Below are 22,979 nucleotides of genomic sequence, written 5' to 3' on the forward strand. Positions count from 1 at the left end.
TCTACTCTGCGACGGCACTCTCAATCACAGCATCTAACACATAAGCATATTCTTCGCCTTCTGCATTTTCGTTATTGTCGATCTGATAGCGTTGTAGGCGTAATACTTCTTCGTGCATGCCGTCGTGTTGATAGCCATCAATGTCACCCTTGAATGCTGCCCACTTGCCTTCGCTGGTTTTCAGGCCTTGATCATCATAAGTGACAGGCTTGACTTGCAGACACATCCTAGAGTCAGCATCGCCACAAGCGATTTTTTCACTACTCACTGCCCAAAAGACGGTCTCGCCTTTGCTATTATATTTGGCTTGTGAAGTGAGCCTACCTGTCCAAATCAAGGTCATCGAATCATTAGTCACTTGCGTCAATAGTGGCGTCTCACCTTCAGTGACAGTTAACTCGCTACTACCTTGCATGAGCGTATTTAAAAGACTCTCTGCGCTATCAAGATTGCCACACGACATCTTAGTGCTCATACTATCTGCTATCGTTAACCTTTGAGCTTGTAATTCATAGGCAGCGCTCATCGTATTGCAGCCAACGCTATAACTTAAGGTATCTTGACCTTGATTAAATAATAGCGTCACCTGATCCTTAATATTTATCAGTGGTGCTAATGGTTGATTGCTCGCATCCTTGGCAGTCATTAGTGTCCAACGATGGCGCGCAAGATTGCCAATCATCTGTTGTTCGACGCTGAGCTCAGTTACTTCAGATGCCGCCACTGTCTCATTAGCATCAGGCTCAGCTTCTGTGTTTGCTAGCGTAGCCCTCATCTCTGCACTTGCCGTAGCATCTGTCCCTTCGCTCTCCGTAGATGGGGCACTTTTTTGACAAGCACCTAGTGTCAGACTGACTGCCAATACGCCGGATAATAACAGTAGTTTTGTGATTGGTTGCCTTTTTATGTCTACCATACTACGCCTCTCTTACTAAGCTTATCTGATGCCTGCTATGACTGTATTAACTTATAAGGATTCTTATAGCTATTCATAAAACAAAACCAATAGCAGCAATCCGATACAATTTAACCACTATAACCTCGATCCTATTATCATATGTAATGAAACGTTTCATTTTATTAATGATTTTTTAATAAATAAACATAGTGAGTTTCCAAAAAAATAGGGATGGCTAACAGTTCTAGTTAACCATCCCTATTTGGGTGTTTAATACAGCTATTTACACAGTTGGTAGTTAGCACTTCAAACCACTAAAACCTAAAGCACGATTGACGATGTAACAGGTTCTAATTGCACGGAAAAAGTCAGATTTAATTACTATCCACTACTCATTGGTCGCTTTAGGTTCTGCTTTTGCCAGTTTTTTAATACTAAAACGCTCATGCATTTTTTCATAAAACCGCGCAAGATTCGCGCCATGAGCCTTGGGGTCTACTTTTAATGCTTTGCCAAAGTCCAAACCAAGATATAGCACGATATCTGCAAAGCTCAGTTGATCCCCGACTAGATACTCATGACCTTCTAAGCTTGTTTCGAAATATGCCAAGGCTTTGACAGCACGCGCAATGGACGGGGCTACAAATTCTGGTACTTGGTCAACACGTTGTGCCTTTAATGGATGACTGTGCTGAAATGCCAGCATCAAGTTGTACAGTATTTCAAACTCCGCGATGCGGCGCATAGAACAGACTTGGGCACGCTGTACCACATCGTTACCCATCACTGAGCGCTCACCATAAACGCGATCAAGATACTCACAAACCGCCTGCGAATCATTGAGCATCGTACCATCATCTAACGTTAAAACAGGTACCGTCTGCATCGGATTCATTTGAGTGAAAGCCTCTGACATCTGCTCGTTAGCAGCAAAATCAATGTCTATCACGTCGATGTCATCCATATCATCGACATCAATGCCTTTTGATGCAAGCAAAATAAGGGCTTTACGAGGGTTAGGTGCAGTACGAGTTATATATAGTTTTTTCATGGCAAATTCCTTTTAAGTGTTATTTCCGAAAAGAACGATAACGGTAAATTTTTATGATTATCGTTATATTATCAAAGCACAGAAGTTTATTGTTGCTCGCTTAGTACAGTGACTATTGGTTTTTTTATCATAGCAAAACCTTGTCGCTGCTTGTGATATGAATAGTAAAAAACCCCATAACAGTAAGTTATAGGGTTTTTATTTTTTAAGCAATTGTAAAAACGCGCACTTTATTTGTTAGGCGCTGGCGTGGTGCGCAAATAAGGCTTAATTTCTGTATGACCTTTAGGATAATTGGCTGCAATGTCTTCATTTTTTACGCTTGGTGGAATGATGACATCATCACCGTCTTTCCAGTCGACGGGAGTGGCAACGTTATATTTGTCCGACAATTGCATAGCGTCAATAACGCGAATAATCTCGTCGAAATTGCGACCACAGCTGGCTGGATACGTTAAGGTCAAACGTACTTTTTTGTTAGGATCAATAATAAAGACACTTCTAACCGTCGCTGTATTATCCGCATTGGGATGAATCATGTCATAAAGATTGGCCACGGTGCGCTCAGAGTCAGCAATGATTGGAAAGTTGACAGCAGTTCCTTGAGTCTCTTCAATATCGCCAACCCAGCCTTTGTGGTCTTCTAAGCCATCAACTGATAAAGCAATTGGTTTCACATTGCGCTTTTGAAACTCGCCGCCTAATGCCGCGGTACGACCAAGCTCAGTTGTACATACTGGCGTATAGTCTGCAGGATGTGAAAAGAAAACCACCCAGCTATCCCCTGCCCAATCATAAAAGTTGATGTCGCCGTCTGTCGTAGTGGCGTCAAAATTCGGTGCGCTATCACCTAAACGTAAATGTGCCATGCTTAATTCCTTAGCTATTGTTAGTGATGAGCGCTGGTCTCTAAAAGCCAATGTTTAAGCATTAGCATATAAAGAAAATCACGCGCTCTATTATTATCATTGACGCGCGCCGCTATAAGAAAGGACTGGCTACACGTCAGGAAAAACTTACTTTATCTTAACAAACTGATTATCAATGTCTTGTGACGGATTGTAATGCGGTTATTCTACTCTAAACTATCGGAGAACGTAGAGTCTGGGTCAGTTCTATAATAGCCCTGTTAAGGTTTATGTTGTGACAAATAGTGCTGAATATCACTTTTTTGTGGATGATCACTCAACCACGTCGCAAAATTTTCAACTTTATCAAAATCTGTGCCTAATTTCTGCTGATAAAGTTTTTTAAAAGACTGATCGCGATCTTGATTTCTTAGTTGCTGTTGCCACGGCTCACTCATTACCGCGGTGAGTTTATCCTGCATGTTTAGATATTTGAGTAATGACCATTCACCTCGGTCTAACCAAACATCATCACAAGTGTGGCAAACGTTAATGGTGTTTTTATGCTCATTGTTAATGCGATATTTCAGCATAAACTTGCGACAACGTTGACAGATGAGCGCATTATCTGTGTTGTCTAATTCATCTGCACTAAAAGAGTCTAAGGTCTCATTCGCATTATTGACAGCAGGATGATTCTCAAGCCAAGTACGATAGCTTAGTAAATCGAGGTAAGTCCCTTCGCAGGCTTCGCAAACCAAAGCTGACAGGGTATCATCAAGCTTAGTCGGTGATAAGGTTTGGTTGGTACATTTATAGCAATATAAACTCATAACATCCTCTTTTAAGGTTAAGTTTAGGGCGTGTTTGATAATTCACAAATAGGCACTGTCTGTAGATTTATCATTTTTCACAAAAAAACCCATCCCTAGCGTACTAGAAATGGGCAACATTGCAAACTACTATTGTTGATTATTAGATTAAAATGCTATCGATAAGGATATGACTGACACAGATTAAGCTGGTTTATAACTGTCACGCAAGCTGACAATTTGATTAAACACAGGCTTGTCACTACTGTGCTCTTCGCTATCAGAGATAAAGTAGCCTTCACGCTCAAACTGGAAGCGCGTGCCAGCATCAGCATTGACCAATGATGGCTCAACCACGGCATTCAGCTCGGTCAATGAGTTAGGGTTCAATGCTTGATGGACGTCACTGACGTTACTCGGATCTTCGACACTGAATAGCGGCTCGTATAGACGCACGGTGGCTGGAATCCCTTGGCTCGCCGATACCCAATGAATCACGCCTTTAACCTTGCGGCCTTCAGGATTTTGACCCAAGGTCGTCGGATCAATCGTCGCTTTTAGCTCCACGACGTTGCCACTATCATCGGTAATATGCTCGGTCACGGCCAATACATAAGTATTACGCAAACGAATTTCTGGCTTTTCAGGTGATAGACGCTTATAGCCTGCTGGCGGTTCAATCTCGTAATCGCCTTTATCGATATAAAGGGTTTCGGTAAACGGAATCTCACGCTCGCCCATATCGATATTGGGATGGTTTGGCTGCGTCAACCATAAGGTTTGTGCCTCAGCGTCAAAGCGCGCATTGACGCTGTCCGCTTTTAGCATTTCCCACTGACTGACCGCATCGCTGAAGTTAGTAATGGTCACTTTCAATGGCTTAAGCACCGCCATACCGCGTGCTGTCGTATTGTCTAACGACTGACGAATACTAAATTCTAGCAAACGCATATCAGTCACACCATCCGCTTTAGAGACACCAACGCGATCACAGAAATCACGCAAGCCTTCAGGCGTATAGCCGCGACGACGCATACCAGCGACGGTTGGCATGCGCGGATCATCCCAGCCATCGACGATAGCTTCATCGACCAATTGCTTGAGCTTACGCTTACTGGTCAACGTATGGTCAACATTGAGGCGTGAGAACTCATACTGATGCGGCGGTTGCTCAAAGCCGATTTTATTGACAATCCAATCATAAAACGGACGATGGTCTTCAAACTCAAGGGTACATAACGAATGAGTAATGCCTTCTAAGGCATCTGACAACGGATGGGCAAAATCATACATAGGATAGATGCACCATTTATCACCGGTCTGATGATGTTCTTGATGCATCACACGGTAGATAATTGGGTCGCGCATATTCATATTGGCATCAGTCATGTCAATTTTGGCACGTAATACGGCAGTGCCGTCTGCATATTTGCCGTTTTTCATGTCTTCAAACAATGCTGAATTGTCTGCGACGCTGGCATCACGCTGCGGTGATGGCTTGCCTGCCTCATTGAATGAGCCGCGATTTTCTTTGATTTGCTCAGGGGTCTGTAGGTCAACGTATGCATCGCCCTGCTCGATCAATTGCACCGCCCAGACATATAGCTGGTCGAAGTAGCTAGAAGCATGCAGCGCCTCGCCTGCCCAATCAAAGCCCAACCATTGCACATCGTTTTTGATATTATCGATGTAATCTTGCTTTTCGGCCGTTGGGTTGGTGTCGTCATAGCGCAAATGACAGATACCACCAAACTCTTTAGCGACGCCAAAGTTTAGACAAATGGACTTTACGTGACCCAAATGCAAGTAGCCATTTGGCTCAGGCGGAAAACGGGTCACAATCTGCTGGTATTTTTGCGCATTGACATCGTCACGAATGATATTACGAATAAAGTCGTTTTTTTGTTCATCTTTTTGTGCATTGTTGCTTGAGTGCTCACTCATCGGGCATTGCTCCTAACGCAAATTGTCCATTCATGCAGCGTGCCATCACGCCTCATGAAAACTTAAACCAAACTATTAAAACCGGACTATTAAAACTAATTTACTAAAACTAAGCTACTAAAAATGGATGATCATAAACCCAATTGTTAAAATTGGCGCTGTTAAAATCAGCGTTCAAAAATCATTAAAAATGGAAAGTTGCGTTATTCTATCAGCTTTTGCAAACGCATTAACAGCCAGATACATGACACGGGATAAAAAAGCCGTTAGACTAGCCATAACTTTTAACCACCAACTTTTTATCCACCACTTAACAGCGTCATTTTAGGCGCTGCAATCAAAAAGGAATATCTTATGGTAGACATGCCACCAGTAGTAGAGCTTGAAACCAATATGGGTGCGATCGTTATCGAACTCAATGAAGAAAAAGCGCCAAAAACCGTAGAAAACTTTTTAAACTATGTAAAATCTGGTCAATATGACGGCACGATTTTTCATCGCATTATTGATGGCTTTATGATTCAAGGCGGCGGAATGGACGCTGAAATGAATGAAAAGCCAACCAATGCTCCAGTTGAAAACGAAGCAGACAATGGTCTAAAAAATGATGCTGGTACGATTGCGATGGCGCGTACGCAAGATCCGCATTCAGCAACCAGCCAGTTTTTCGTTAACGTAAAAGACAACGACTTCCTAAACCACTCTGGCAAAAACATGCAGGGCTGGGGCTACACTGTATTTGGTAAAGTAACAAGCGGTATGGATGTGATCGAAAAAATGCGCGGCGTTCCTACTGGTCGTTTCGGCATGCATGCTGACGTACCAAAAGAGCCAGTCGTTATCAACTCAGCGACCATCATTACTCAGTAATAGTTATTAAAAAATGGCTTCTCAGTAACATTTAATAAGTAATGGTTATTAAGTGATAGTCAAGATATAAGCATTATTGATAGAAGCTTATGACAAGTCACGAGGATAAGGATAAATGCAAAGTTTTAACCATCTAATTACCACCCGCCCTCATGAGGTGCGGCAAGTATTGATTAGCGATTTGCATTTATCGCCTGAAGAGCCTGCCTTAGTGCAGGCTTTTTTGGCGCTACTAGATGATTGCCTTGCCTTGCCTGCGCTTAAGCGCCTATTCATTTTGGGCGATTGGTTCGAAGTTTGGCTAGGTGATGATGTGTATTTGTCCTTATCAGAAGAGGAGCGACAAAGTCATTGGCTTACCCCACTTATTACTAAGTTGAAAAAACTACGCGTAGCTGGCTGCGAGATTTTGGTCATGCATGGCAACCGTGATTTTTTATTGGGGCAGCCTTTTTGCAATTTATTTGGTGGCGAGCTTATTTTTGAGCCTTACGCCTTAAAAGTTGGTCAACAAGACTACCGCTTAGAGCACGGCGATGCCTTGTGTACTGATGATAAAAAATATCAGTTTTTTCGCAAAGTAATGCGCAATCCTATGACCCAATGGTATTTGCTGAACAAACCGCTAAAAAAACGTCTGGCTATCGCCGATAACATGCGTAAAAAAAGTCAAAAGAACAATGCCAATAAAGCCGCGCATATTATGGATGTTAATGACAAAGCTGTAGCTGTGGCTGTGAATAACAATGATGCGCTATTACATGGACATACTCATCGCCCTGCCATTCATCAAAGGGATAATGACAAGATACGTTATGTCCTTGGGGATTGGCGGTTGCTCGATGAAGAAAAACGCCAATCCAAAGTTGTGGCGGTGATTGGTGCGGTTATATCTGAAGAACACTTAGAGCATAATAATGCTGAGTTTAGCTTGGTTGAGTTTAGCTATTTAGTGTAGGGTGCGCCTCATTAAGTACCTTTCATTTAAAAGAAAAAGGGTCTGTTGCATAAGTAACAGACCCTTTTTTATACCATTTCACATTCTGCGAATCGCTATTCTGCTAACCATTATACTAAGGCATAAGTTTAAAGAAATGCTGACGATAATGCTTTAGTTCACGGATAGAATCGCGAATATCATCCAATGCTAAATGACTGCCACCTTTTTCAAAGTTTCTGAGAATATCAGGACGCCAGCGGAAACACAGCTCTTTGATTGATGACACATCAAGGTTGCGATAGTGAAAGAATCGCTCAAGCTCAGGCATTTGGCGCGCCATAAAGCGACGATCTTGACAGATGGAGTTGCCACACATGGGTGACTTGCCGCTATCGACCCATTTATTGAGGAACTTAATCGTCTCAGCTTCTGCTTCTGCCAATGTCACGGTACTACGGCGCACACGATCCACCAACCCTGACTGCCCATGCTGCTTGGTATTCCAATCATCCATGCCGTTTAAAATACGGTCAGACACTTTGATAGCGAATACAGGTCCTTCAGCAAGGACATTGAGATCCTCGTCCGTCACCACGGTAGCAATCTCGATAATCTCGTCATTGATGGTATCAAGTCCGGTCATTTCTAGGTCAATCCATACCAGCCCTTTTTTGCCTTGGTTTCTGATTTTAATCTTATTGGGATGGTCATCGGTACTCATATTTTGTCCTATGGTCAAAAAGTTTGGAACAACTTTGGCGCAGTATTACTTACGTAAATCATCACCAGCTGGCAACGCGCAGATGGCATTGCTGTGCGCTTGGTGGTTCATAACATCCAAAAAAACTTAAACATTACAAAACCACTGTCTGGCACAGGCGCTTTAGGCTGTATGTTAGCAAATTTTCACGCTACACTTAGCAATATTTTTTTAATAGGTCACACTCTCATGGCATTAATCCGGCAACGCAAGCTGACCAAACAACAGATTCGGCGCATCGACAAACAACAGCTGATCAGTCAAGACAGCATCGATGAGAGTTTGATGGATGGCGTGGTCATGGCGCACTATGGTAAACAATTAGAAGTACAAGTCACCAGCTTGCCAGCGGTCATCCCAGCGCAGCCAGAAGTTGCCCCTGATGATCCTGAGCCGTTTTGGCAAACGCTTGAATTGGGTGATATTTGGCGCTGTCATGTACGTACCAACTTGCCGATGCTGGCCGCTGGTGACCAAGTACGCTGGAGCGCCGATTCTAATACGGGATTTGGACGTATCGAATCAGTCAAGCCGCGCACGTCTCTCGTCTCACGGCCTGATCGCTATCATAAGCTCAAGCCCGTTGCTGCTAATGTCGATATTCTCGCCATTGTGTTTGCGCCGTTGCCTGCTGCTGCACCAACCTTAATCGATCGCTATTTGGTCGTCTGCCATCATGCTGGTGTAAAGCCGCTATTGGTGCTGAATAAAGCCGATTTACTAGCAGCAGAAAACGGCGTCGATACCAGTGAGCTGTTGGCACAGTATGCTGCCCTTGGTTATGAGAGCGTATTAACCTCAGTTGATTGCCCAGAAAACGTCGCAGATAGCGATGAGCAAGAAGGGCTGGATGAGCTCAAGCGCTACATCGATAAAAAGCTGGTTATTTTTGCCGGACAATCGGGTGTTGGTAAAAGCAGTTTAATCAATGCGCTATTGCCAGACTCTGGGCAGATCGTCAATATCATCTCTGAGAACTCAAAGCTTGGTCAACATACCACCACCACCAGCCGTCTGTTACCCTTTAACCCTGATGATTTAACCCAAGGCGGTATCGTTGATACGCCGGGTATTCGCGAATATGGTATTTGGCATTTGACGCCGGATGATATCATCTCAGGCTTCGTTGAGCTTGCACCACTGTCAGGTGACTGTCAATTCCGTGATTGTCGCCACACTCACAACAGCAAAGGCTGCGCGTTATGGCAAGCCGTTGCTGACGGTGAAGTGCTGCAACGCCGCGTTGAAAATTTGGTGACGCTAAGAGAAGAAGCTGACACCAAACCTTATTAACCGTTGCCTTATTAACTGTTAAACATTAGGTTGAGCATCGCACGTTTACTATAGATGACCTTATCGGTATAATAGCGCCTTGTTCAATATCGTTAGGCTGTCTTCTCAGCTTAACAGAACACTCATTTTTGGAGGTATGTTTTGGATCGTGCGCTAGAATTTGTGGGTAACCACCCGTTTTTATTTGGCATATTAGCCGTACTTGCCGTACTGTTCTTTGCCATCGAAAACAAACGTAGCGGTAAGAAAATATCACCCAATACCCTTGGGATGATGGTGAACTCGCAAAACGCGCAGCTTATCGATATTCGAGCCAAAAAGAAGTTTGAGACCGGTTATATCCAAGGCAGCCGTAACATACCTTTTACTGATCTCAAAGACCGTATCGAAGAGATTCGTGCGATTGAGCATCCAGTTATCATCATTTGCGATATGGGCGTGCAAGCAGGCGCAGCCATCCAAATGATTGGTAAAGACAGTGTTTACCGCTTAGAAGGCGGTGTTGGCGGTTGGCAAAGTGCTGGCATGCCGTTGGTCGGTGTAAAAGATGCCAAATCTAAAAATAAAGGTAAGGCAAAACCGAGCTTGCATAAGTAGCTTGCGTAAACCTACCTAATCAAGTAGCTTGCTCAGGCTACACGCTCGTTCTCACTGCTAGCAGCGCAAAGTTAGAAAAAAGACACTTCTTCATTGGGTGTCTTTTTTTGTGTGGCATTTACGCTACTGTCACACCTTTTGGGCTTAGCCAGCTTGAATTTATGCTACCCATCCCCACTTTATAATGAGCATAACCAATTACATTTGTAATTTACTCGTTGGTGACGGATTATAATATTTTTTATAACATGAGTGTTTATAATAAAACTGTTGCCGCATAAACTGATAAATAAGGATTTACCATGACTGTATCTGTTAAAGTTTACACCACTCCTATCTGCCCTTACTGCTCAAACGCCAAACAACTGCTAAAATCTAAAGGCGTTGACTATGAAGAAATCGGTATGCATGACATGAGCAGCGATGAGCGCCGTGCTTTGATGCAAAAAACCAATAACTATCGCACCGTACCACAAATTTTCGTCGGTGAGACTTTCGTTGGTGGTTTTGATGAGCTCAATCAAATGAACCAACAGGGCAAACTTGACGAGCTATTAGCAGGTTAATCTGTTAACTTTGCTGACTGTCATTCTTTACCTGTGCTATCTTTGCGTTTGTAAAGATTTGATATTCGAAAATCAACAACCGTAAGAATAAAAAATTGGTAAAAAACATCGAGATAATGTCTAAATAACTTCGAAATAACCTCGAAACATAGTCTCGATTTATATTACAATTATTATTTGCCCACTCATTTGATTAACTTTTAGAGGAATTATCATGGCTGAAGAACAAGCACAACCACAATTGGCACTAGAACGCATTTATGTCAAAGACATGTCACTTGAAGTACCAGGCGCTGGCGTATTCACCAAAGAGTGGAACCCTGAGCTAGATATCAACTTATCAAGTAATGCTGAAAAACTTGACGACGATCATTATCAAGTGATTTTGACGGTAAGCGTCACGGCTAAAAACGCAGATGAAGCGGCGTTTATCGCTGAAGTGCATCAAGCCGGTATTTTCTTATTAAAAGATATTCCAGAAGATCAAATCGGTCAAATTTTAGGTGCTTACTGCCCTAATGTGCTATTCCCATACGCTCGCGAAGTCATCAGCGACATCGTGACGCGTGGTAGCTTCCCGCAGTTATTGCTAGCACCTGTTAACTTTGATCAAGCTTACGCGCAAAGCCAGCAACAAGCGCAAGTAGATGCTGAAGGTAACGCATAAGTTTTAAATCAGAAGTGTACTGACTTTATAAGTCATATATTTTGATAAAAAAGCCGTTTACTCATGATGAGTGAGCGGTTTTTTTTATGGGCTGGTTCCATAATTTTAAGGCAGTTTTATCACTATCAATTTTTGGACATAAAAAAACCCTGCTAATGAACAGGGTTTTTACTGACTACATCTATCATTTACAATCGATAGCTAGCCTTTTAGGGCTGATAAGATTTGTTGCTTAACCTCATCGATGCCTTGGGTACCATCAAACTTGTCATAGTTAGGCGCTGCATTACCAACATCGCCGCCTTCTTTGGCTTTATCTTGATAAAAACCAACGAGCGCTGATGTTTGCTCATGATAAGTAGACAGACGGTCGCGAATGGTAGACTCTTCATCGTCTTCACGCTGGATAAGCGCTTCGCCAGTCACATCATCAAGGCCTTCTTGCTTCGGTGGATTATGATCCACATGATATACACGGCCTGAGCCTGGATGCTGGCGACGACCAGATAGGCGATTGACGATTTCATCATCAGGCACACTGATTTCAATCACATGATCAATCGCAACGTCTGCATCAGCAAGTGCTTGGGCTTGAGGAATCGTACGTGGAAAACCATCCAAGATACAACCATTCGCGCAATCAGGCTTAGCGATACGTTCTTTCACTAGGTTGATGATGAGATCGTCAGAAACCAAACCACCAGCATTCATAATGTCTTTGGCTTGTTTGCCAAGCTCGCTACCTTCTTTGATTGCTGCACGCAGCATATCACCCGTTGAGATCTGCGGAATATCATATTCTTTAGAGATAAACTGGGCTTGGGTACCTTTACCGGCGCCTGGTGGACCTAGCAAAATAATACGCATCATTACACGACTCTCCTTAATAAATGGGATTTTGGGACAAATAAAAATCAGGGATTGGTTGATTGCAAAGCTACCTTACCTTGTGGCTTTGCAAAGCTCAAGTATTTTCATTATTACTGTGATAAGTTGCCATGACTTATCTGTTCATATAATGCTATTGCGCGTGACTCCGACGGGCAACAGCAATGGTATTAAAAACTGATGGTGTGAGGGAATTATATCAAGGAACCTGTTGATTGATATCAACGTTGACCTGATTTTGCTCAGCGCTAATCACCACAGGATTACCCGATAAATCACCTGACTCTGCACTGGCATTGCCGCTATGGCTAATGCGGGCAATGACGGCCAACTGTATTTTGTCTGCACGGGCAGATTTTAGCGTTCGTGTCGGCATCATGGCATCAAGATCGCTTAGACTGATATTGACCTCACCTTGCTTAATCACGCTAATTGGCAAACGCTTAGCAGCAAACGGCGGACCACCTTTGACATCGCGTATCGCTACAAACAAAACATCATCGCCTTTGACCAGCGGTAACAAACTGGCGTTGATCGTTATTGTGACATCGATACCTTCAGAGGCTTGTTGCTGCTGAGTCGTCACATTAGCACTCAACTCGTCCAAACTGGCCAGTGCTTGTGTGTGATCCCCAGGCTTGGCCGCAATACTAGCGCGCAAACGCTTAATCCAGCCTTGTGCTTGATCAAAGTTACTACTGCGTGCCTCACCCATTGCCATGAGCATTTGCGCACCCTCATGCTGTGGATTTTTGGCTAAAACCGCCTCCAAAACACGACGACTATTACCATCCAACTGCCCTTTATTGGCAAAGAAGCTAATCTGTGCGTACGTCGTCGCAATCTCTTCGTTATCTGGCGACAATCGATAGGCGCGCGACAATGCTTCTAGTGCCGAGTCCGTCGCCTCTAATGATAAGAACAACTCTGATAAGCGCATCCAGCGATTGTAGTCATCAGCGTGGCGATAGACATTGGTTTGCATAGCGCTAATCAGCTGCTGCCCATCTTCAATGGCCCATGCTGGCGGCTGGTCAATCTTACCTGTGAGTAAATCATCAGCAACTTGACCAACTTTATCCTCGGCAGCCCACAATTCAAAAACAGGCGTGCGATCACCAATCATCAGATATGCCATGACCGCCAAGACCGGTACCCAAACTATAATAATCAATCGGCTTTTGATACCTGGTACGACCATCGGTGCTACAACGCGCTGTGCATCTAAAAGCTGACGTTCAAGCTCAAGCTTTTGGGTTTGATAATGGCTATCATCAATCGTGCCAGCATCCTTATCCGATTTTAGCTCTGCTAGGCGCGCCCGAAAGACAGCGATATTGATATCGAGTAGCTGATTGTCCACGGGTTTATCTGGTGCGCGTGAGGCTCTTAACCACGGCATGATGGCGATAACACCAAGGATCAAAGCGATAAATAAGCTTAGAGCAATGAATAAGCCAACGGTAGAAAATAGGGTCATTTTTTGTCCTCGAGGCTGGTGGTGTCATGATCCGTTCTATTGACGCTATTATTGCTATCGGCGCGTGATAACAGGCGATCAAGTTCAGCTTTTTCTGCTGCCGTCAACGCAGCCGCGCTACTGTCCATCGTCACTCCACTTTGACCACTGGCAATACGCTGATGGCGCTTACTCTGCCAAAACCAACCAACAATTAAAAACACCAGTAATAACGGCGGGAAAAACCATAGTATCCACGTCGAAGGACGGACAGGTGGCTTATAGCTAATAAAGTCACCATAGCGCTCCTGCATATAACTGCGAATCTCGGTATCACTACGACCATCTTTGACCATATCGTAGGTTTTTTGCTTTAGGTCTTGAGCAATTGGCGCATCAGAACCTGCAAGGTTTTGATTTTGGCATTTGGGACAGCGCAGCTCTTCGATGAGACCACGATACTGGGCTTCTTGTTGTATAGAGTCAAAGTCGTAAACGTCAATGGCGGCATAAGCGGTCATACTTACGCTCATAGCAAGACTTATACTTAACAAACAGGCAGATATAAAGCTGGCGAATGTCGTGCTCAGAGTCTTCATGTGTTTTATAAGCATAGTCGTTATAGACATCGTCATCATTTGCACGCCTCCTTGACCTGAGTAGCGTCAGGACTGACATTACGCTTATTGGCTTCGTTGAGTACCATGAGACAAGGCGTGATACGACTTTGCCAATTGCTCTCATTAATCTCACCGATGATATGCTGACGAATCACCCCTTCACCATCGACGATGAAAGTCTCAGGCGCACCCGTCAAACCTAAGTCTAGAGCAAACTGTCCCGATAAATCCTGAATAGACATCGAGAATGGATCACCACCACGGTTGAGGTAGCTGAGGGCATCACCAATCTCATCTTTATAGTTGACGCCAACCAAATTGACACCGCGCTCTTCTAACTGCATTAAAAAAGGATGCTCGATAATACAAGTGGGACACCAAGAACCCCAAATATTCAGCAAAAACGGTTGATCAGGCAGATTGTCATTGGTCATAATTCGGCTAGTATCGGATAACAATGGCAGCTCAAAAGCAGGTACTGGACGCTCAAGCGCGGTATTGGTAACGATCTCAGTCGGCTGACCTAAGCGCATGTAGAGCATAACCACGAAGCCTGCAAAGACGATGAGCGGAATGACAAACCATATCTTTAGCTGCTTTTTATTTATGGTTTTGTTGCCGTTTTGATTAGAGGTATTATTTGACCTAGTCATACTATTTGTCCCCCATCTTTGCTGCTGGTACTTCTACATCTGCTACTGTTGCAAAACCTGCAGCATTAATCACATTTTGGCTGACAGTCTTAGGCTTTTTAATGCGATAGCGCTTATCTAACATACTTAGCAGCCCACCTAGAGCCATAATAATAGCACCAAGCCATATCCAACGAATCAACGGCTTCACATAGATGCGTACCGCCCATTGGTTGCTGTCTTTAGCAATCGGTTCGCCAAGTGCCACATAAACATCACGCATGAGGCTGGCATCAATCGCCGCTTCAGTCATCGGCATCATACTAATGATATAGTTACGCTTTTCAGGGTACAAGGTGGTCACATCTTGACCATCTTTGCTTACTAATACCTCAGCTTGTGTCGCATCAAAGTTACTGCCTTTGACTTCGCTAAAGCCTTTTACGGTAAAGTCATAGCCTTGCACGTGAACGCTATCGTTTGGTCCCAGCGCCACATCTCGCTCGATGCTCAGACTACTAGTAAAGGCAATACCGATAACCGCTATTAAGACGCCAATGTGTGCCGTTTGCTGACCCCAGTAGCTCAAACGTAATTGACTTAAGCCTTTTAAAAGGCTCGGTGCATTTTTGGTTTTGTCTTTAAAGTCGACCACCATCCAGAACAATACCCAAAAGCTAACGGCCAAAGTAACGCCAATATTGAGCATAGAAGAGGGATGGACAAAGTAGGTAATAATGGCCGCAAGCACCAGACTACTAACCGCAATGACCATACCAACGCCTAGTAATGGACGCTTGTCTTTTTTCCAGCGGATATTGGAGCCCATACCCATTGCAATTAACAACAACCACGTTAAAGGCACAAACAGCGCATTGAAGTAAGGAGGACCAACGGACACTTGACCTAAATTAAAGGCATCAGCAATGATAGGATATAGCGTGCCAAGCAGCACCACCAAGGTCGAAATCAAAATTATGACGTTATTGATGACTAAGAATGACTCACGCGAGATGAGCTGGTACTGACTCTCAACCGTCAAGCTCCAGCCGCGGATAGCAAACATCAGTAAACCACCGCCAACGATCACACCCAAAATAACCAAAATAACCAGACCACGCGTTGGATCGGCTGCGAACGAATGTACCGACGTAATGACCCCAGAGCGAACTAAGAAAGTACCGAGCAGACTGAGGGCAAAGGCAAAAATTGCCAGCATAATCGTCCAAGCCTTAAAGACACCGCGCTTTTCTGTTACTGCTAGCGAATGTAATAAAGCAAGACCAGCAAGCCATGGCATCAGTGAGGCGTTCTCTACTGGATCCCAGAACCACCAACCACCCCAGCCAAGCTCATAATAGGCCCACCACGAGCCCAGCGCGATACCAATGGTCAAAAACCCCCACGCAGCGAGTGCCCATGGACGCGACCAACGTGTCCAAACGGCATCCAAGCGCCCTTCCCACAGTGCTGCCATACAAAACGCAAATGGCACCACCATACCCACATAACCCATATACAGCATGGGTGGGTGAATAATCAAACCGAAATCTTGTAGAACCGGGTTTAAATCGGCACCATCAACTGGTAAATTCGGCAAGGTACGATCAAACGGCGACGAGGTGAAAATCAGCATCGCCAGCATCATCATCTGTACGCCAGCCAAAATTACCAGTACGCGCGCGCGCATAGATAGCGGCAGACCGCGGCTAAAGTAAGAGACCAAGGCACACCAAGTGGCCATGATGGTCATCCAAAGCAACAATGACCCTTCATGCCCGCCCCATGTCGCTGATAGCTTATAGTACCAAGGCAATAAAGTATTAGAGTGCTGACTGACATAGACTAGGCTAAAATCATTATAATAAAAGCCTGCCATCAAAGCGCCAAACGAGATAATCATTGCAGCAAACTGTGCCCACGCCAAACTTGGCGCCAGACGCTGCCAAGCAACGTGATCACGCATAACGCCAATGGTTGGTAATACTACTTGCAAAATCGCCAACATAAAAGCGATCAGCAAGGCAAAATAACCCAATTCTGTGATTAACATACGGTCTAACCTTGTTTACCTTGGATACAATTAAAGGTTCACCGATGGCATGGTTAGCCACTGGCAAACACTAAATAATCCTTTATTTGATCATGGTTTACGGTTGAAAACTGAGGTTTTAGTGGCTATAGAAGCCCATAAAACCCGCTACTATTATCGTGATGTATTAATACGAATTATTAATACAAAGAAGCTGGCTTAAACTAGGGCATGTCGAGCACTCAACCATAGCACTGGCAATAGAAGTGACTATTTATAAATGCTTTGTGAATGTTCAACATGCCCTAATATTGTTAACTATATTATTTTAGAAAGCTTTTAAAAGTTTTGAATCATTGCTCTACTACTGCATCGCTGGGAAAAACACCAATACCAAATGCAACCAACCTGCCAAAAATCCAGTCAATCCGCCCAAGACGATAAGTGTCATCTCATCTTCACGAAACGCCGGACGTAATAAATTCTGAAACTCATCTGGCGATAGCGCACGAATACGATCCCGAAACAGCCCAAATATCTTACTAGCTCGGCTTTCATTCAGCTCAGGATCTCGCAGTGGCACCATAGTAGCAACGATAGATTTGTCAATGATAGTGTTTTTTAACTGTCCATATTCACGGCGACCAAGCCCTACGCGCAAGGTTGTGCTAATGACAGGAGATTCTAGCACTTCATATAGGTGCGACTTCATAAGTTCACGCGTTTGCACAGCACGATCCCCATACATCATCTCATTCATGATGTTCTCAAGCGTGACCAAATCCTTTACCACAATCTCAGCAAAAACTTCAGAGACTTCCTCTTGCCGTTTCATGAAACCACCCTGAAAACGGTACTGACCAATATGTGGCAGCTGCGGCCTAATAAACGGGAAGCGACTTTGCAGCGCAAAAAACTTCACATAAGGGATAAAGTGTGGCTGCACTGGATTAAACACCATCCAAATGGCAATCCAGTTGGTGAGAAATCCCCAAATAGCGGCAAAGAAAGGCACCGTCCAATGCTGCGGCACCACCAAAAATATAAACATTTGGATAATACCGAAAACCAGTCCAATCAACGCACTGATATGCCAAATAAAGTTAATCTCTTTTTGGCCTACCTTCAAAAACATATCGACCATTAAGCGTCGATCATTTTCCATCGTATTAACGATCATTTTACGCATATCGACCAAGTCTTCGACATGATAAGTCAAATCCGTCACGAGCGACTGCATGATACTAGGCAGCTCTTTGTGCGCTTGAGCATAGACGCGACGCTTTAACGCATAAGGCAAATTGCCCCATAGTGCTGGCGAGTGATCCAGCATAATCTCATCAATCAGTGGCTCAAGGTTTTTATCCACCGTATCAGTGATGAATACTGCCATCTGCTCAGGTTCCATCGCCTTAAAAAACTCATTAAGCGACCCCAATTTGGAGAGCGTCTGATCTACAATCACCCCAGATATCTTGCCCGCTTTTCGCGGAACGATACCTTGCCAACCGATACCCGGTAGACCAAAAAATGGAAAGTTCGGAATACGAATACCCCAAAACTTGACCGGATAAAACAGCATTTTGAGCGCCATCCATACATGTATCCAAGTGACGAATGCCGTCACTGGTGGAATGGTCAGCATGGCAAAAAACTCTGGGTGCTCAGCTATCGTCTGCCACAATGAAGTTGCGTCCATGACTTTCTGTGTCCCTGACGTGATGGTTGTCGTTGCTAATGAAATACGCTTAGCAAGTTGAGAACGCTTAAAAAGACGTTCCGCCCAAATAACTACTATAAAATAAATCGCCTGATTTTAGCATACTTGCCGTTTATTAGCACATGTAGACCAGAAGCAAGTTGTGACTAAAGGTGACATATTTTATGTGATTCTGATGGTAGAAAAAATATTAATATGGTCTATCGCTTGTCTGGCGTATTATGACAACAAAATAAATGGCTGAGTACTGCGCCCTCGCGTTTGTTCTGTTATAATTTGTGCTTAATTTGCAGCGAAACCTAGCATACCACCCCGTGCAATCCAATGCTTACTCATAATACTGTATGTGATTGAAATCCTTTATCTTATCTTTTATATCCATCGCGTTTTGGCTTACTTCCCTGCCCTTTTATTCCATTTCCAATGCTTCTCTGACCGCCTGAGTACTGATTTTCTATGAATAAACCGCTAGCTTCCGACACCGAACAGGTCAACCGTATTTTTGCGCACCGAATTATTATCTTTGGGCTGTTAATCTTTTTGGGTCTGAGTGGTTTGCTAATACGCTATGGTTATTTGCAAGTTTATGCTCATGATAAATACACCACACAGGCAGACAATAATCGCATTAAGCTAATATCTGCGCCGCCAAGCCGTGGTTATATTTATGATCGTAATGGTGTGATTTTGGCAGACAATCAGCCCGTGTTTACTGCCATGCTAAGCCCTGATGAAGTAGAAAACCCAGAACGCACTTTAAATTTGCTCGCGCCTATTTTTGAGCTTACTGATAAAGATATCACGGATATTTTGGCACGTCTGAGCAAAAGCAAAAACGATCCGGTAACCGTCAAAATCGACTTAACCGAGGCGCAACTGGCACAATTTAGCGAGCGCAAACCTTTCTTTCGTGGCGTAACCATCCAGAGTAAGCTGACACGCTCATATCCTTATGACGAGCTGTTTGCCCATGTCATCGGTTATGTTGGTCGTATCAATGATAAAGAAACCAAGCGCATTGACAAAGATCGCTATGCGGGCACGGATCTCATCGGCAAAATCGGCATCGAAGATTTTTATGAAGATATCTTACTTGGGCAACCGGGCTACCAATCGGTAGAAACAGACGCCCACGGCAACATCATCCGCCAACTAGACACCAAGCCACCGATTGCAGGGAATGACATTACCTTGAGCTTGGACTATGGTTTACAAACCATCGCTCAGCAGCAGCTTGACGGTCGCCGCGGTGCCATTGTAGCGATAGATCCAAAAAACGGTGACGTACTCGCATTCGTGAGTAATCCAAGTTACGACCCTAACCCTTTTATTTCTGGCATTTCCTTTAAAGATTATGGGGCGCTACAAGATGATCTTGATCAGCCCCTCTATAATCGCGCCCTACAAGGCATGTACCCGCCTGCCTCTACCATTAAACCATTTGAAGGTTTAGGTGCGCTACACTATGGATTGCGAGATTGGAATACGACTATTTATGATCCCGGTTATTTTAGCTTACCTGGTGACTCGCATCGTTTTCGTGATTGGAAACGTGGAGGTCATGGCTCGGTAGATTTAAAGAAATCTATCGTCATGTCAGTCGATACCTACTATTATAAACTGGCCTACGAGATGGGCATTCAGCGTCTGCATGATTGGATGGTACGCTTTGGCTTTGGCGAAGAGACAGGCATTGACTTGCCCAATGAAAAGTCAGGCATTATGCCTTCGCCTAAGTGGAAAAAAGACACTTACGATAAAGGCTGGTTACCTGGTGAAACCATCTCAGTCAGTATCGGTCAAGGGTATTTCTTGGCAACGCCGCTACAGATCGCTAATGCGACAGCGATGACTGCGAACAAAGGCTATCATATCACCCCGCATCTATTAAAAAGCAGCGATGGTGCGGCAGCGGTCAATGTCATCACCAAACCCGATGGCAAAATTGACTATAACGGCAAACCCTCTGATTGGCTGCGTATGCATGATGCGATGGAAAGTGTGGTTAAAGATGGCACGGGACGCGGTATCTATACCCCGCGCTATCGTATCGCGGGCAAGACTGGTACAGCACAGGTAAAATCCATCGCTCAAGGCAAACGTTATGATAAGTCTGCGATAGACAAACGCCACTGGGATCATGCGTGGTTCAATGGTTTTGCGCCAGTAGAAGACCCACAAATCGCCCTTGCCGTGTTGGTCGAAAACGGCGGCGGCGGTAGTGCCGTGGCAGCACCTATTGGTCGCGCGCTGTTTGACTATTGGGTATTACAACGCAAAAACGATCCTATTCTGCCACCCTCTGCTGATGAGCTAAAAGTCATCAAACGACAAAAAGCCTTTGAAAAAATCATGCGTGACACCCTGCGTGATAAAGAAGAGGCACTAGCAGAACGAGCAGCCGCACAAGCAGAAACCACGACAGCGACCGAATAAAAACCAATACAGAAAAAGAATAGTGGCCATGAAAAAAACAGCAGCATCGCGTAATGCCAAACGGAAAACATCTCATCAGGAAAAATCATCGACGGCCGGTCAGGTACGTATTATCGGTGGGCAATTTAAACGTCGCAGCGTCAGTTTCATTGATGCTGAAGGTCTGCGCCCAACATCAGATCGCCTGCGGGAGACACTATTCAATTGGCTACTTGCCGACATCCATGGTGCATACGTGCTTGATAGCTGTGCAGGTAGCGGCGTCTTAGGCTTTGAAGCGCTGTCTCGTGGCGCAGCACACTGCACCTTTATTGAGATGAATCGTGGGCAAAGTCAAATGCTAGGCCAAAGCGCTGAGCAGTTGCGACTCAACGCTGACACCTATCAAATTATCAATGGCACAGCAGAGCAAGTATTGATGCAAAGTCATATCGTCCCGCGCCCTTTCGATGTCGTATTTATCGATCCGCCTTATGCTGAGGATTTATGGCAGCCTATTCTAGCGACGCTTATTACCCAAGCATTAATCAACACCGAGACGCTTATTTATTTAGAAGCGGACAGAGACTTAGCGACACAATTGGAGCAGTTAGAAGAGACTATTAATAATAGTATGATGACTCAGCCATCTGTTATTCAGCAACCAATTAACTTTGAATGCTTGAAACAAACCAAAGTTGGACAAGTTGTTGCTGGACTTTTTCGCCTATCATCGTCATAATTGTCGGGTTAATGAAAGCCGTTAATAAATTTTAAAAATGTTTAAAACCGCTAAAAAACTGGCCAACGCTGCAGTTTAATGTATATAAGGCGAAAATAAACCCCAATGCAGCTTGCAAGCGTAGGCGCTACTGCTTATAATGTGCAGTCTGTTTTTTGAGAGCCCCGTTTTCCCAGCTAAACTCTCAACGAATTCTAATTTTAAGGTTTTATCATGAAAACACTTAGTGCAAAACCAGCTGAAGTGACCCATGACTGGTATGTCGTAGATGCTGACGGCAAAACCCTTGGTCGCTTAGCCACTCAAATCGCTACTCGCTTACGTGGCAAGCATAAGCCATCTTTTACGCCGCACGTTGACACTGGTGACTTTATTGTTGTCATCAACGCTGACAAAATCACGGTAACGGGTAAAAAAGCGCAAGATAAAAAGTACTATCGTCACAGTGGCTACCCAGGTGGTATCAAAGAAACCAACTTCAGTAAATTGCTTGCACATAAGCCTGAAGATGTTCTACACAAAGCGGTTAAGGGTATGCTTCCAAAAGGTCCTCTTGGCTATGCGATGATCAAGAAGCTGAAACTTTATGCGGGTACTGAACATCCACATGAAGCACAGCAACCTAAAGCACTAGACATCTAAGGATATACTTATGGAACGCAATTACGGAACTGGTCGCCGCAAAACTTCTACCGCTCGTGTCTTTTTAGCGAAAGGTACTGGTAGCATTGTTGTTAACGGCAAACCACTTGATGAGTATTTCAGTCGCGAAACGTCGCGCATGGTTGTTCGTCAGCCTTTAGAATTACTTGACACCCCTACTGCTTATGACCTTTACATCACTGTAAAAGGCGGCGGTATTAGTGGTCAAGCTGGCGCAATCCGTCACGGCATCACGCGTGCATTGATTGAGCTTGACGAAGCCAACAAACCTGCTCTAAAAGCAGCTGGTTTTGTGACTCGTGATTCACGTCAAGTTGAACGTAAGAAATTGGGTCTACGTAAAGCACGTAAACGTCCACAATTCTCGAAACGTTAATCAAAGCTACTTCTTTGCTTTTTGTGGTTATCGCCTTTTTCTCAGAGTCGATTTAACAGTATTAAGCAAAAGAATAGATTTGCAAAACCTCATAAGCTGGTCACAGTTTATGAGGTTTTTTTATGGCTGTTCATTAAGTGTCGAAAACCAGCTTGCAAACCAGTAGCGACTACCCCATCATTATAA

At 44.2% G+C, this 22,979-nt stretch carries 22 protein-coding genes; 10 read left to right on the forward strand and 12 right to left on the reverse strand.

The features are described from left to right. Position 1: 1 nt before the first annotated feature. From ACTQ9T_RS10225 to ACTQ9T_RS10245, 5 genes are all read right to left on the reverse strand, one after another. Positions 2 to 916 (reverse strand): DUF4377 domain-containing protein, encoded by a 915-nt coding sequence (locus ACTQ9T_RS10225; protein WP_440464980.1) that lies wholly within the window; start codon positions 914 to 916, stop codon positions 2 to 4. Between the two features lie 370 nt (positions 917 to 1,286). After that, a complete protein-coding gene (locus ACTQ9T_RS10230) occupies positions 1,287 to 1,949 on the reverse strand; it encodes a glutathione S-transferase family protein (RefSeq protein WP_194620197.1) in 663 nt (220 codons plus the stop codon). 230 nt (positions 1,950 to 2,179) lie between these two features. Next, entirely contained in the window at positions 2,180 to 2,818 is a 639-nt protein-coding gene (locus tag ACTQ9T_RS10235; protein WP_010199256.1) for a peroxiredoxin, read from the reverse strand. Positions 2,819 to 3,078: 260 nt separating this feature from the next. Beyond that, positions 3,079 to 3,630: a hypothetical protein gene (locus tag ACTQ9T_RS10240; RefSeq protein WP_440464981.1), complete on the reverse strand. Its 552-nt coding sequence runs from the start codon at positions 3,628 to 3,630 to the stop codon at positions 3,079 to 3,081. Positions 3,631 to 3,813: 183 nt separating this feature from the next. Continuing rightward, positions 3,814 to 5,553 carry a glutamine--tRNA ligase/YqeY domain fusion protein gene (locus ACTQ9T_RS10245; protein WP_440464982.1) on the reverse strand — a complete coding sequence of 580 codons (1,740 nt, stop codon included), beginning with the start codon at positions 5,551 to 5,553 and terminating at the stop codon, positions 3,814 to 3,816. A 354-nt stretch (positions 5,554 to 5,907) separates the two neighbouring features. Between ACTQ9T_RS10245 and ACTQ9T_RS10250 the strand changes: the two genes are divergently transcribed. Together ACTQ9T_RS10250 and ACTQ9T_RS10255 are read left to right on the forward strand one after the other, a co-directional pair. Beyond that, positions 5,908 to 6,423, forward strand: coding sequence for a peptidylprolyl isomerase (locus ACTQ9T_RS10250; protein WP_440464983.1), 516 nt, complete (start codon positions 5,908 to 5,910; stop codon positions 6,421 to 6,423). Between the two features lie 115 nt (positions 6,424 to 6,538). Continuing rightward, the gene (locus ACTQ9T_RS10255) at positions 6,539 to 7,381 is read left to right on the forward strand and encodes a UDP-2,3-diacylglucosamine diphosphatase (RefSeq protein ID WP_440464984.1); all 843 of its coding nucleotides are present in this window, start codon (positions 6,539 to 6,541) and stop codon (positions 7,379 to 7,381) included. A gap of 115 nt (positions 7,382 to 7,496) precedes the next feature. On the opposite strand, the gene orn is transcribed toward ACTQ9T_RS10255, so the two are convergent. Beyond that, on the reverse strand, positions 7,497 to 8,084 hold the full coding sequence (gene orn, locus ACTQ9T_RS10260) for an oligoribonuclease (RefSeq protein WP_037033272.1): 588 nt from the start codon (positions 8,082 to 8,084) through the stop codon (positions 7,497 to 7,499). A gap of 228 nt (positions 8,085 to 8,312) precedes the next feature. Here orn and rsgA point away from each other — a divergent pair, with 228 nt between their 5' ends. The 4 genes from rsgA to secB all read left to right on the forward strand — a co-directional run bounded on the left by rsgA (position 8,313) and on the right by secB (position 11,246). Beyond that, entirely contained in the window at positions 8,313 to 9,416 is a 1,104-nt protein-coding gene (gene rsgA / locus ACTQ9T_RS10265; protein WP_189584224.1) for a ribosome small subunit-dependent GTPase A, read from the forward strand. 141 nt (positions 9,417 to 9,557) lie between these two features. Continuing rightward, complete coding sequence (locus ACTQ9T_RS10270; protein ID WP_010199245.1) at positions 9,558 to 10,013, forward strand: rhodanese-like domain-containing protein; 456 nt, start codon at positions 9,558 to 9,560, stop codon at positions 10,011 to 10,013. Positions 10,014 to 10,315: 302 nt separating this feature from the next. Then, the gene (gene grxC, locus ACTQ9T_RS10275) at positions 10,316 to 10,579 is read left to right on the forward strand and encodes a glutaredoxin 3 (RefSeq protein ID WP_010199242.1); all 264 of its coding nucleotides are present in this window, start codon (positions 10,316 to 10,318) and stop codon (positions 10,577 to 10,579) included. A 214-nt stretch (positions 10,580 to 10,793) separates the two neighbouring features. Beyond that, complete coding sequence (gene secB / locus ACTQ9T_RS10280) at positions 10,794 to 11,246, forward strand: protein-export chaperone SecB (protein ID WP_010199239.1); 453 nt, start codon at positions 10,794 to 10,796, stop codon at positions 11,244 to 11,246. Positions 11,247 to 11,447: 201 nt separating this feature from the next. Here the strand turns inward: secB and adk are convergent, their stop codons facing one another. The 6 genes from adk to ACTQ9T_RS10310 form a co-directional block, all read right to left on the reverse strand. After that, the gene (gene adk, locus ACTQ9T_RS10285) at positions 11,448 to 12,116 is read right to left on the reverse strand and encodes an adenylate kinase (RefSeq protein ID WP_189584221.1); all 669 of its coding nucleotides are present in this window, start codon (positions 12,114 to 12,116) and stop codon (positions 11,448 to 11,450) included. Positions 12,117 to 12,333: 217 nt separating this feature from the next. Then, entirely contained in the window at positions 12,334 to 13,614 is a 1,281-nt protein-coding gene (gene ccmI, locus ACTQ9T_RS10290; RefSeq protein ID WP_440464985.1) for a c-type cytochrome biogenesis protein CcmI, read from the reverse strand. After that, positions 13,611 to 14,114: a cytochrome c-type biogenesis protein gene (locus tag ACTQ9T_RS10295; protein WP_440464986.1), complete on the reverse strand. Its 504-nt coding sequence runs from the start codon at positions 14,112 to 14,114 to the stop codon at positions 13,611 to 13,613. Before ACTQ9T_RS10295 ends, ccmI begins: the two co-directional genes overlap by 4 nt. 113 nt (positions 14,115 to 14,227) lie before the next feature. Next, on the reverse strand, positions 14,228 to 14,866 hold the full coding sequence (locus ACTQ9T_RS10300; protein ID WP_010199230.1) for a DsbE family thiol:disulfide interchange protein: 639 nt from the start codon (positions 14,864 to 14,866) through the stop codon (positions 14,228 to 14,230). Between the two features lies 1 nt (position 14,867). Continuing rightward, positions 14,868 to 16,898, reverse strand: coding sequence for a heme lyase CcmF/NrfE family subunit (locus ACTQ9T_RS10305; protein ID WP_010199227.1), 2,031 nt, complete (start codon positions 16,896 to 16,898; stop codon positions 14,868 to 14,870). Positions 16,899 to 17,241: 343 nt separating this feature from the next. Next, on the reverse strand, positions 17,242 to 18,576 hold the full coding sequence (locus tag ACTQ9T_RS10310; protein ID WP_010199226.1) for a membrane protein: 1,335 nt from the start codon (positions 18,574 to 18,576) through the stop codon (positions 17,242 to 17,244). Between the two features lie 477 nt (positions 18,577 to 19,053). On the opposite strand from ACTQ9T_RS10310, the gene mrdA reads away from it, so the two are divergent. The 4 genes from mrdA (at position 19,054) to rpsI (ending at position 22,793) form a co-directional block, all read left to right on the forward strand. After that, on the forward strand, positions 19,054 to 21,033 hold the full coding sequence (gene mrdA / locus ACTQ9T_RS10315) for a penicillin-binding protein 2 (protein WP_440464987.1): 1,980 nt from the start codon (positions 19,054 to 19,056) through the stop codon (positions 21,031 to 21,033). A 28-nt stretch (positions 21,034 to 21,061) separates the two neighbouring features. Then, the gene (rsmD, locus tag ACTQ9T_RS10320; protein WP_440464988.1) at positions 21,062 to 21,754 is read left to right on the forward strand and encodes a 16S rRNA (guanine(966)-N(2))-methyltransferase RsmD; all 693 of its coding nucleotides are present in this window, start codon (positions 21,062 to 21,064) and stop codon (positions 21,752 to 21,754) included. A 213-nt stretch (positions 21,755 to 21,967) separates the two neighbouring features. After that, the gene (rplM, locus tag ACTQ9T_RS10325; protein ID WP_010199223.1) at positions 21,968 to 22,396 is read left to right on the forward strand and encodes a 50S ribosomal protein L13; all 429 of its coding nucleotides are present in this window, start codon (positions 21,968 to 21,970) and stop codon (positions 22,394 to 22,396) included. Between the two features lie 10 nt (positions 22,397 to 22,406). Then, entirely contained in the window at positions 22,407 to 22,793 is a 387-nt protein-coding gene (gene rpsI, locus ACTQ9T_RS10330; RefSeq protein ID WP_010199221.1) for a 30S ribosomal protein S9, read from the forward strand. Positions 22,794 to 22,979: the final 186 nt, after the last annotated feature.

The organism is Psychrobacter sp. ASPA161_6 (genome assembly GCF_051970285.1).
In the GTDB taxonomy this organism is placed as follows: domain Bacteria; phylum Pseudomonadota; class Gammaproteobacteria; order Pseudomonadales; family Moraxellaceae; genus Psychrobacter; species Psychrobacter glaciei.

Coding starts and splice junctions, on each gene's coding strand:
- ACTQ9T_RS10225 (WP_440464980.1), bottom strand. CDS start 916: ATGGTAGACATAAAAAGGCAACCAATCACAAAACTACTGTTATTATCC.
- ACTQ9T_RS10230 (WP_194620197.1), bottom strand. CDS start 1,949: ATGAAAAAACTATATATAACTCGTACTGCACCTAACCCTCGTAAAGCC.
- ACTQ9T_RS10235 (WP_010199256.1), bottom strand. CDS start 2,818: ATGGCACATTTACGTTTAGGTGATAGCGCACCGAATTTTGACGCCACT.
- ACTQ9T_RS10240 (WP_440464981.1), bottom strand. CDS start 3,630: ATGAGTTTATATTGCTATAAATGTACCAACCAAACCTTATCACCGACT.
- ACTQ9T_RS10245 (WP_440464982.1), bottom strand. CDS start 5,553: ATGAGTGAGCACTCAAGCAACAATGCACAAAAAGATGAACAAAAAAAC.
- ACTQ9T_RS10250 (WP_440464983.1), top strand. CDS start 5,908: ATGGTAGACATGCCACCAGTAGTAGAGCTTGAAACCAATATGGGTGCG.
- ACTQ9T_RS10255 (WP_440464984.1), top strand. CDS start 6,539: ATGCAAAGTTTTAACCATCTAATTACCACCCGCCCTCATGAGGTGCGG.
- orn (WP_037033272.1), bottom strand. CDS start 8,084: ATGAGTACCGATGACCATCCCAATAAGATTAAAATCAGAAACCAAGGC.
- rsgA (WP_189584224.1), top strand. CDS start 8,313: ATGGCATTAATCCGGCAACGCAAGCTGACCAAACAACAGATTCGGCGC.
- grxC (WP_010199242.1), top strand. CDS start 10,316: ATGACTGTATCTGTTAAAGTTTACACCACTCCTATCTGCCCTTACTGC.
- secB (WP_010199239.1), top strand. CDS start 10,794: ATGGCTGAAGAACAAGCACAACCACAATTGGCACTAGAACGCATTTAT.
- adk (WP_189584221.1), bottom strand. CDS start 12,116: ATGATGCGTATTATTTTGCTAGGTCCACCAGGCGCCGGTAAAGGTACC.
- ccmI (WP_440464985.1), bottom strand. CDS start 13,614: ATGACCCTATTTTCTACCGTTGGCTTATTCATTGCTCTAAGCTTATTT.
- ACTQ9T_RS10295 (WP_440464986.1), bottom strand. CDS start 14,114: ATGACCGCTTATGCCGCCATTGACGTTTACGACTTTGACTCTATACAA.
- ACTQ9T_RS10300 (WP_010199230.1), bottom strand. CDS start 14,866: ATGACTAGGTCAAATAATACCTCTAATCAAAACGGCAACAAAACCATA.
- ACTQ9T_RS10305 (WP_010199227.1), bottom strand. CDS start 16,898: ATGTTAATCACAGAATTGGGTTATTTTGCCTTGCTGATCGCTTTTATG.
- ACTQ9T_RS10310 (WP_010199226.1), bottom strand. CDS start 18,576: ATGGACGCAACTTCATTGTGGCAGACGATAGCTGAGCACCCAGAGTTT.
- mrdA (WP_440464987.1), top strand. CDS start 19,054: ATGAATAAACCGCTAGCTTCCGACACCGAACAGGTCAACCGTATTTTT.
- rsmD (WP_440464988.1), top strand. CDS start 21,062: ATGAAAAAAACAGCAGCATCGCGTAATGCCAAACGGAAAACATCTCAT.
- rplM (WP_010199223.1), top strand. CDS start 21,968: ATGAAAACACTTAGTGCAAAACCAGCTGAAGTGACCCATGACTGGTAT.
- rpsI (WP_010199221.1), top strand. CDS start 22,407: ATGGAACGCAATTACGGAACTGGTCGCCGCAAAACTTCTACCGCTCGT.